This is a genomic window from Mycobacterium sp., assembly GCF_032162605.1.
Taxonomy (GTDB): Bacteria; Actinomycetota; Actinomycetes; order Mycobacteriales; family Mycobacteriaceae; genus Mycobacterium.
Genome location: NZ_JAVROT010000188.1, coordinates 1 through 9,866, shown reverse-complemented (window position 1 = coordinate 9,866; position 9,866 = coordinate 1). Strand labels below are relative to the sequence as shown.

Annotated in this window: 7 protein-coding genes and 1 pseudogene; all 8 read left to right on the top strand. The window is 67.1% G+C overall.

Annotated features, from left to right (window positions below; all coding sequences use genetic code 11):
* A pseudogene (locus QOI01_RS11795) lies at window positions 1–399 on the top strand (DUF6779 domain-containing protein); the annotation flags it as partial.
* Window positions 400–479: 80 nt separating this feature from the next.
* Complete coding sequence (locus tag QOI01_RS11790; RefSeq protein ID WP_526381054.1) at window positions 480–1,427, top strand: Rossmann-like and DUF2520 domain-containing protein; 948 nt, start codon at window positions 480–482, stop codon at window positions 1,425–1,427.
* The gene (gene panC / locus QOI01_RS11785) at window positions 1,424–2,368 is read left to right on the top strand and encodes a pantoate--beta-alanine ligase (RefSeq protein WP_526381053.1); all 945 of its coding nucleotides are present in this window, start codon (window positions 1,424–1,426) and stop codon (window positions 2,366–2,368) included. The genes QOI01_RS11790 and panC overlap by 4 nt, the downstream gene beginning before the upstream one ends.
* Before the next feature lie 5 nt (window positions 2,369–2,373).
* A complete protein-coding gene (locus QOI01_RS11780) occupies window positions 2,374–3,189 on the top strand; it encodes a type III pantothenate kinase (RefSeq protein WP_526381056.1) in 816 nt (271 codons plus the stop codon).
* Window positions 3,190–3,343: 154 nt separating this feature from the next.
* Entirely contained in the window at window positions 3,344–5,839 is a 2,496-nt protein-coding gene (locus QOI01_RS11775; protein WP_526381051.1) for an FAD-dependent oxidoreductase, read from the top strand.
* Entirely contained in the window at window positions 5,836–6,996 is a 1,161-nt protein-coding gene (locus QOI01_RS11770; RefSeq protein WP_526381049.1) for an aromatic ring-hydroxylating oxygenase subunit alpha, read from the top strand. The genes QOI01_RS11775 and QOI01_RS11770 overlap by 4 nt, the downstream gene beginning before the upstream one ends.
* Before the next feature lie 31 nt (window positions 6,997–7,027).
* On the top strand, window positions 7,028–8,518 hold the full coding sequence (locus QOI01_RS11765) for an aldehyde dehydrogenase family protein (RefSeq protein WP_526381047.1): 1,491 nt from the start codon (window positions 7,028–7,030) through the stop codon (window positions 8,516–8,518).
* Between the two features lie 51 nt (window positions 8,519–8,569).
* A partial coding sequence (locus QOI01_RS11760) for an amino acid permease (protein WP_526381045.1) occupies window positions 8,570–9,866 on the top strand: 1,297 nt, incomplete at its 3' end.

The following is a 9,866-nucleotide window of genomic DNA, read 5'->3' as shown; positions in this document are numbered from 1 at the left end:
CCGCCGGTCACGCCGCCGCCGACGCCTGCGATGACCCCGCCACCGACGGAAGAGCCCAGGAAGGGTCGGCACTATCCGGCCGAGAGGGCCGAGACGGCCGAGACGGAGTCCGCGAGGCGTGCCCGCCATTCGTCGGACGCCGATCCCGGGCGTCCCACACCTCCGCCCACCCTGGCGTCACCCACCCCGCCACCTCCAGCGACACCCACCCCGCCACCTCCAGCGTCACCCACCCCGCCACCCGAGGCACAGGAACCGGCGTCGTCCCGCCACCGCGAGGCGGACGACGCGGAAGAGTCCGCAGGCCAGCACATCGGCGGGCAACCGCTCTCCGAACTGATGGCCCGACTGCAGGTCGGTTCCACCGCAGGAGGCCGTCGCCGCCGCCGCGACGAGTGAGTTAGTCTCGACGCGACCGTCCGGTACCCGCGAGGTCGGGACCGGAACGCCTGAAACACGAGCATGCGAGGTCGTCTGCGATGGTGCAGCCCCCCAGGCCCGCGTGGGGTCCCCCCGACGGACTGCGTCCGGCCCGCCTCACGGTGGGCATCATCTCCGCAGGCCGAGTGGGCACCGCTCTCGGCGTGGCGTTGGAACGGGCCGAACACGTCGTCGTGTCGTGCAGCGCGATCTCCCGGGCGTCGCGCCAGCGGGCCGAACGTCGACTTCCCGACACGCAGGTATTGCCCGTCCAGGACGTCGCCGCCCACGCCGAACTGCTGGTGCTGTCGATCCCCGACGCCGAACTCGCGGGTGTCGTATCGGGTCTGGCCACCACCGGCGCGGTGAGACCCGGCACCATCGTCGTGCACACCTCGGGCGCCAACGGCGTCGGCGTGCTCGCCCCACTGACCGACCTCGGCTGCATTCCGCTGGCGATTCACCCCGCCATGACGTTCACGGGTTCGGATGAGGACATCGTCCGGCTCTCCGGTGCGTGTTTCGGCATCACCGCGGCCGATGACGTCGGCTACGCCGTGGCCCAGTCGCTGGTCCTCGAGATCGGCGGTGAACCGTTCGGAGTGCGGGAGGACGCGCGGCCGCTGTACCACGCTGCGCTCGCCCATGCGGGCAACCACGTCATCACCGTCCTGCTCGACGCCGTCGAGGCATTGCGGGCTGCGCTCCGGGGTCAGGAGTTGCTCGGCCAGGAGGTGGTCGACGACGCTCCGGGAGGCATCGCCGAGCGGGTGATCGGACCGCTGGCCCGCGCGTCGCTGGAGAATGCGCTGCAACGTGGACAGGCGGCACTGACGGGTCCCGTCGCCCGCGGTGATGCCGCTGCCATCACCGGTCACCTCCAAGCGCTCGCCGACGTGGATCCCGAACTCGCACAGGCATACCGGGCCAACTCGTTGCGGACGGCGCGGCGGGCGCACGCCCCGGCCGAGGTGTTCGCCGCATTGAACGAGGGAGGACGTACGTGACGGTCCGGAAGCCACCCGCGTTCGCAGCGGGTGAGCTCAACGTCTACGCCAGGCCGCGGGATGCCTCCAACGTGTCGAGGGCCCTGCGGACGACGGGACGGCGGGTGGTGCTGGTGTCGACGATGGGTGCCCTGCACGACGGTCACCTCGCATTGGTGCGAACGGCCAAACGGGTGGCCGGCGCGGTCGTCGTGGTGTCGATCTTCGTCAACCCGCTGCAGTTCGGCGGGGGCGAGGACCTCGACGCCTATCCCCGTACGTTCGACGACGACCTCGCCTTGCTGCGCGCCGAGGGTGTCGAGATCGTCTTCGCACCCACCGCGGCGGACATGTACCCGCACGGTCCCCGCACGACGGTGCTCCCAGGACCACTGGGTGCCGAGCTCGAAGGGGGATCACGGCCAACGCATTTCGCCGGAATGCTGACCGTGGTACTCAAGCTGCTGCAGATCGTTCGACCGGATCGGGCGTACTTCGGCGAGAAGGACTATCAGCAATTGGTGCTGGTGCGCCAGATGGCCGACGACCTCGACCTGGGCGTGCAGATCGTCGGTGTTCCCATCGTGCGCGAAGCGGACGGCCTCGCGATGTCGTCGCGCAACCGCTATCTCGACGACGCGGAGCGCGAGCAGGCAGGCGCGCTTTCTGCTGCGCTTCTCGCAGGCATGTACGCCGCGTCGCGCGGCGCGGCGGAGGTGCTCGAGGCAGCCCGCGCGGTCCTCGACGAGGTGCCCGCGCTCGACGTCGACTACCTGGAGGTGCGGGACGCCTGGCTGGGCCCGGCCCCAACCGAGGGGGCTGCGCGGCTGCTGGTGGCCGCGCGACTCGGGCGAACCCGGCTGTTGGACAACATCGCCATCGACGTCGGCGCCGCGGCGGGTATCGACGGGCATTCGCGCGTCGGGTCGGAGCAGAGCCATGAATTGCCTTGGAGGAACTGAGCGCCGTGCTCCTCGCGATCGACGTCCGCAACACCCACACCGTCGTCGGGCTGGTGTCGGGATCTGGTGACCACGCAAAGGTGGTGCAGCATTGGCGGATTCGGACTGAACCCGAAATCACCGCCGACGAGCTGGCCCTGACCATCGACGGTCTGATCGGTGACGACGCCGAGCGTCTGACGGGTGCGACGGCCCTGTCGACGGTGCCCTCGGTGCTTCACGAGATCCGCGTCATGCTCGACCAGTATTGGTCCTCGGTGCCTCAGGTCCTCATCGAGCCGGGAGTTCGGACGGGGATCCCCCTGCTCGTCGACAACCCCAAGGAAGTCGGTGCCGACCGCATCGTCAACTGCCTGGCCGCGTATCAGAAGTACCGCACAGCGGCGATCGTGGTCGACTTCGGTTCGTCGATCTGCGTCGACGTGGTGTCGGCGAAGGGTGAGTTCCTCGGCGGGGCGATCGCCCCGGGCATCCAGGTGTCCTCGGACGCGGCGGCGGCGCGCTCGGCCGCGCTGCGCCGCGTCGAGTTGACCCGACCGCGCTCCGTGGTGGGCAAGAACACCGTGGAGTGCATGCAGGCAGGCGCGGTGTTCGGCTTCGCAGGCCTGGTCGACGGTCTGGTCAGCAGGGTGCGCCGGGACGTCGACGGTTTCGCGGGCGACGAGGTCACCGTGGTGGCGACCGGTCACACCGCGCCGCTGCTGCTGCCGGATCTGCAGACCGTGACGAAGTACGACCAGCATCTGACCCTCGATGGTCTGCGACTGGTATTCGAGCGCAACCAGAACGACACCCGCGGCAAGCTCAGGCCAGCCCGCTAACCCCTCCCCATGGCGATTTCGGCGCGCTGAGCCGCGCTGAGCGCGGTCACGCGCGCCCAAGTCGCTCCCACCTGTTGACGGGCGGCGCGCTCAGTAGAATCATGTGTTGCGTATCGAGAGTTCGTTGCGCACTACGCAACAAGTGGAGGATCGCTTGGCTGCCCCCAAGGTCGTCATCATCGGTGCGGGAATCGTCGGTAGCTCACTGGCCGACGAGCTCACCGCAAGAGGCTGGACCGACGTCACCGTGCTCGAACGCGGCCCGTTGTTCGCCACCGGCGGGTCGACGTCGCATGCGCCGGGTCTGGTGTTCCAGACCAATCCGTCCAAGACCATGACCGAGTTCGCGAAGTACACGATCGAGAAGTTCGGTGCACTCGATCATCCCGGAGGCTGGGCGTTCAACCCGGTCGGCGGTCTGGAAGTCGCATCGACCCCGGAACGTTGGGCGGATCTGCACCGCAAGGCCGGCTGGGCCCAGGCGTGGGGCGTGGCAGGAGACCTACTGACGCCGGGGCAGTGCGCCGAGTTGCACCCGCTGCTGGACGCCGACCGCATCCTCGGCGGGTTCCGAACGCCGACGGACGGATTGGTCAAGGCGGTCCGCGCAGTCGAGGCGCAGGCAAGGACGGCCACGGCGCGCGGTGCGACCTTCGTGCCCAATACCGAAGTCCTTGGCGTCCTGGACGACGGCCGCCGCGTGACCGGTGTCCAAACGGCCGACGGGGTCATCCCCGCCGACGTCGTCGTGTGCGCCGCAGGCTTCTGGGGAGCACGTCTGGCCAAGCAGGTCGGACTCGTCGTGCCGTTGGTGCCCATGGCCCACCAGTACGCGACGACCGGGCGGATCGAGCCCCTCGTCGGCCGCAACACCGACCTGGCCGAGGCCGGGTTGCCCATCCTGCGCCACCAGGACCAGGACCTCTACTTCCGCGAACACGTCGACCGCATCGGCATCGGCTACTACGGGCACCGCCCGATGCCCGTCGACATGTCGACCCTCACGTCCGACACCGCGGGCGAGGAGATGCCCTCAATGCTCCCGTTCACTGAGGAGGACTTCGCCCCCGCCTGGCAAGAGTCATTGAAACTCCTTCCGGTGCTCAATGATTCGAAGATCGAGCAGGGATTCAACGGAATCTTCTCGTTCACTCCGGACGGTTTCTCGATCATGGGAGAGCACCGCGAACTGAGCGGATTCTGGGTGGCAGAGGCAGTGTGGGTCACGCATTCGGCAGGCGTCGCGAAGGCCACCGCGGAGTGGATCATCGACGGCGTCCCGTCGACCGAGGTCCACGAATGCGATCTCTACCGATTCGAAGACGTCGCCCGCAGCGACGAATTCATCCTCGCGACGAGTTCGCAAGCCTTCGTCGAGGTCTACGACATCATCCACCCGCATCAGTACCGCAATGCGCTGCGCGGTCTTCGCACCAGCCCGTTCCATCCGCGCCAGCAGGAGCTCGGCGCGTTCTTCTTCGAGGGCGGCGGCTGGGAGCGCCCCGCCTGGTACGAGGCGAACGCCCCTCTGGCGCAACGGCTCCACGACGAGGGCGTGGCCTTCCCTGAGCGCGACGAGTGGTCGGCAAGATTCTGGTCACCGATCTCCATCGCCGAGGCGCACTGGACCCGTGAGCGCGTCGCCATGTACGACATGACGCCACTCACCAGGTATGAGGTGGCGGGCGCGGGGGCGGTGGGACTGCTGCAGCGGCTCACCACCAACAACGTCGACAAGAGCGTCGGCTCCGTCACCTACACGATGATGCTCGACGAAACTGGCGGGGTCCGAAGCGATCTCACCGTCGCCCGGCTGGCCGCCGACCGCTTTCAGGTGGGGGCCAACGGGCCGATGGACTTCGACTGGATCACCCGTCAACTTCCCGATGACGGCAGTGTCGCGGTGCGCGACATCACCGGGGCGACGTGCTGCATCGGCGTGTGGGGGCCCGCGGCGCGCGATCTGGTGCAGCCGTTGTGCCGCGACGACCTCTCCCACGAGGGTTTCAAGTACTTCCGCGTGCTGCGCACCTACCTCGGCGCCATTCCGGTGACCATGATGCGGGTGTCCTACGTCGGTGAACTCGGCTGGGAGATCTACGCCGACGCCGCGTACGGCGCGGCGCTCTGGGACCTGGTGTGGGCCGCCGGCCAGGACCACCAGGTGATCGCCGCGGGGCGCATCGCGTTCAACAGCCTTCGGATCGAGAAGGCCTACCGGTCCTGGGGGACCGACGTCACCGCCGAACACCGGCCCGCGGCGGCAGGTCTGGACTTCGCCGTCCGCATGACGAAGGACGACTTCGTCGGGAAGGCTGCGCTGGAGAAGGCGCCGCCGTCGGAGAAGATCCTGTGCAGCATCGTCTTCCACGACCCCACCGCCGTGGTGCTCGGAAAGGAACCGGTGTATCTCGGCACCGGAGGGCAGGAGCGAAGCGACCGGGGGATCGGCACTTCCGGAGACTGCGTCGGTTACGTCACCAGCGCTGCCTACTCGGCCACCGTCGGTCGCTGCATCGCCTACGCGTGGCTGCCGGCGGGGACGGCTCCCGGCGACGTCGTCGCCGTCGACTACCGGGGAGACCGCTACGGCGCCACCGTCCACGCCGAGCCGGTGGTGGACCCCGAGATGTCGCGGATCAGGCGATGAGCCGTCACGCGGCCGGCCCGCCCGCCATGAACCCACCATCCGCCCTGCGGTCCACCCTGGGCGGTAAGCACTACACCAGCCCCGAGCTGTTCGCCGCCGAGCAGGAACACGTCTTCGAGACGATGTGGTTCTGCGCCACCCGGTCGGCCGATCTCGCGCTGCCGGGGAAGTTCAAGAAGGTCCAGGTCGGCCGGGAGAGCGTGCTGCTGGTTCGTGGTCGCGACGGGTTGCTGCGGGCGTTCCTCAACGTCTGCAGGCACCGCGGCGCACAGCTGTGCACGGAGGCCGAGGGCGAAGTGAAGCGCAATCTGCGCTGTCCCTACCACTCCTGGACCTATGCACTGGACGGAAAGCTGGTCGCAGCTCCCAACATCGTGACGTTGACCGACGACTCGGGCGCGCCGATCGACCGATACCAGTACGGGCTGGTGCCGGTCGCGCTCACCGAGTGGCTCGGGTACGCCTGGGTGTGTCTGTCGGATACCCCGCCGCCGTTCGAGGACGTCGTCTCCGAGACCACCAGGACGCTCGGCGACTCGGACGCCATCAACCGGTACGGAATCGGCGGGTTGGACGTCGGGCGCCGCATCGTCTACGACGTGGCGGCCAACTGGAAGCTGATCGTCGAGAACTTCATGGAGTGCTACCACTGTTCGACGATTCATCCCGAGCTCGTTGACGTGTTGCCCGAGTTCTCCCGCGGCGTGGCCGCGCAGGCCAATATCGGTCTGGGCGCCGAATTTGGTTCGGAGGTCGAAGGATTCACCGTTGACGGGTCGGCGGGATTCGACCGGCTGCCGGGAATCACCGAAGAGCAGGACCGGCGGTACTACGCGATGACGGTCAAGCCGACGGTGTTCATCAACCTGGTCCCGGACCACATCATCTTCCACCGGATGTACCCGATCGCGGTGGATCGCACCGTGGTGGAATGTGACTGGCTGTACACCGCCGACGTGGTGGCCTCCGGCCGCGATGTCTCCCGCTCCGTCGAGTTGTTCCACCGGGTCAACGAGCAGGACTTCGAGGCCTGTGAGCGAACCCAGCCGTCCATGTCGTCTCGCGCGTATCGCAACGGTGGCGTGCTCGTACCTTCCGAACACCACATCGCGGAGTTCCACGAGTGGGTAGTGTCCCGAGTCGGTGCCGGGTCCTAGCCCGGTGGCTCCGGCGAGGGTGAGGTGACCAGTGAACGGTGAACCCGACCTGTACATCGGTGCGCAGTGGCGTCATGCGTCCGATGGGGGAACGCGGCAGATCATCAACCCAGCCGACGGGAGCGTGACGGCGGTCGTCGATGAGGCGACCGACGCGGATGCGCGCGCCGCCGTCGCCGCCGCCAGGGCCGTGTTCGACGACGGTACGTGGCCTGCGACACCAGTGGCGGAACGGGCCGCGTTGCTGATGCGGATCGCCGACCTGTTGCAGCGGGACAAGGAGCCCTTGGCGGTAATCGAGACGCACGACACTGGAAAGACGTTGGTGGAGAGCCGGATCGACATCGACGACGTGACGTCGGTGTTCCGCTACTACGCTCGCCTGGTCGGAGTCGAAGCCGACCGGGTGATCGACGTTGGCGACCCGGCCGTCATCAGTCGGGTGGTCCGCGAGCCCATCGGCGTCTGCGTCCTCATCGCGCCATGGAATTACCCGCTGCTGCAGATGTCGTGGAAGATCGCGCCCGCCCTCGCGGCGGGATGCACGATGGTCGCCAAGCCCAGCGAGGTCACGCCGCTGTCCACCATCACCTTCGTACACCTGATGGAGGAGGCAGGCGTACCGGGCGGGGTGGTCAACCTCATACAGGGCAGCGGCGCGGTGCTGGGGAGCGCCCTGACGGACAACGCCGACGTCGACTTCATCTCGTTCACGGGGGGACTGGCCACCGGACGGACCATCTCCAAGGTGGCCGCAGAGCACGTCACCAAGGTCGCGGTGGAACTCGGCGGGAAGAACCCGCACATCGTGTTCGCCGACATCGGAACGGGAGATGCGTGGGACGCCTCCGTCGACCAGGTACTGACCGGTGTCTTCCTCCATTCGGGTCAGGTGTGCTCGGCGGGCACCCGGCTGATCGTCGAGGAGTCGATCGCCGACGACTTCGTCGCCGCCCTGGTCGGACGTGCCGAGAAGATCCGGATGGGCGACGGCATGGATCCGGCGAGCGAGACCGGACCGCTGGTGTCCGAGCAGCACCGCGCCAAGGTGGAAGCGCATGTGGCAGCAGCTATTTCGGAGGGCGCCAAGCTGCTCACGGGGGGATCACGACCCGCCGATCCGGCGCTGGACGAGGGCAGTTTCTACCTGCCGACGATCTTCGATCGGTGTGACCGATCGATGGGGATCGTCCGTGAGGAGACCTTCGGGCCGATCCTGACGGTCGAGAGATTCATCGAAGAAGCCGAGGCGATTCGGCTCGGCAATGACACGGAATACGGTCTCGCGGCGGGCGTTCGTACGTCCGACCCGGCGCGGGGCGAACGTGTGGTGCGCGCTTTGAGGCACGGCACGGTGTGGCTGAACGACTTCGGGTACTACACCGCAGCAGCGGAGTGGGGCGGATTCGGAAAGTCGGGTAACGGTCGCGAGCTCGGCCCCACGGGGCTCGCAGAATACCAAGAGATCAAGCACATCTGGCACAACACCGCGCCGAAACCCGCAGGCTGGTTCAAAGGATGACCCTTTTGTCATCCAGCCCGCCGCGGCAAGCATTTCAGGGAGGACCACGTCATGGTTGTTGAAGCAGGTTCATCGGGAGTCGACAGCGGCGGCATGGACGACTTCGGTTACAAGGAGTCTCTTGACCGCAGTATCGGCAAGTTCGCCAGCTTCGCGGCAGGCGTCAGCTACATATCGATCCTCACCGGAACCTTTCAGCTGTTCTACTTCGGTTTCGGCACCGCAGGTCCCGCCTACCTGTGGTCGTGGCCCATCGTGTTCGTCGGGCAGATGGCCGTAGCACTGTGCTTCATGGAGCTCGCCGCCAAGTATCCCGTGGCAGGCTCGGTCTACAACTGGTCGAAGAAACTGGGCAGCAGGATCGTCGGGTGGTCATCGGGCTGGCTGATGCTGACCGCGTCGATAGTCACGATCTCGGCGGTGGTGCTGGCCTACCAGCTCAACCTGCCGCGGTTGTGGAGCGGGTTCCAGATCATCGGCGACGGCACCGGCGAATACGACTTCGCCGCCAACGCCGTCCTCCTCGGCTCGATCCTGATCGCGTTCACGACGGTCATCAACGCCCTCGGTGTGAAGCTGATGGCGATGATCAACAGTACGGGTGTCTTCATCGAGCTCATCGCTGCCGTCCTCATCGCGATCATCCTGGCGGCCGGCACGACTCGCGGACCGTCGGTGTTCTTCTCCGCCAACGGCTATGGGGCCGGCGAGAGCGGCGGCTACCTCGGCGCATTCCTGATTGCCTCGCTCGCCTCGGGTTACGTGATGTACGGCTTCGACACCGCCAGCTCACTCGGCGAGGAGACGGTCGAGCCGCGCCGTACCGCCCCGAAGGCGATCCTGCGCGCCATCCTCGCGTCGTTCGTCATCGGCGGCGCGATCCTTGTGTTCGCGGTGATGTCGGCACCGGATCTCAACGATCCCAAGATCGGTGAGAGCAGCGGTGGCCTGCAGTACATCGTCGAGCAGGTGATGTGGGGCCCGCTGGGCAAGGTGTTCCTGGTCTGCATCGTCGTCGCCGTCACGGTCTGCACACTGGCCGTGCACACCGCCGCGATCCGGCTGACCTTTGCGATGGCCCGCGACAACGCACTTCCGTTCGGGGAGAAGCTCGCTCGGGTCAATCCCAAGACGCAGACGCCGATCATCCCGGCCATCGTCATCGGCCTGATCGCGATCATCATCCTCGTGATCAACATCGGCCAGCCCAAGATCTTCACGGTGCTGACGTCGATCGCGATCATCATGATCTACTTGGCCTACCTGATGGTGACGGGCCCGATGCTGAAGAAGCGTTTCCAGGGCCAGTGGCCGCCTCCGGATCTCAAGGCCGAGGGCTACTTCACCA

Bases quoted from the DNA above. Each gene is read 5' to 3' on its own strand.
- QOI01_RS11790 (WP_526381054.1), top strand. From the start codon at position 480: ATGGTGCAGCCCCCCAGGCCCGCGTGGGGTCCCCCCGACGGACTGCGT.
- QOI01_RS11770 (WP_526381049.1), top strand. From the start codon at position 5,836: ATGAGCCGTCACGCGGCCGGCCCGCCCGCCATGAACCCACCATCCGCC.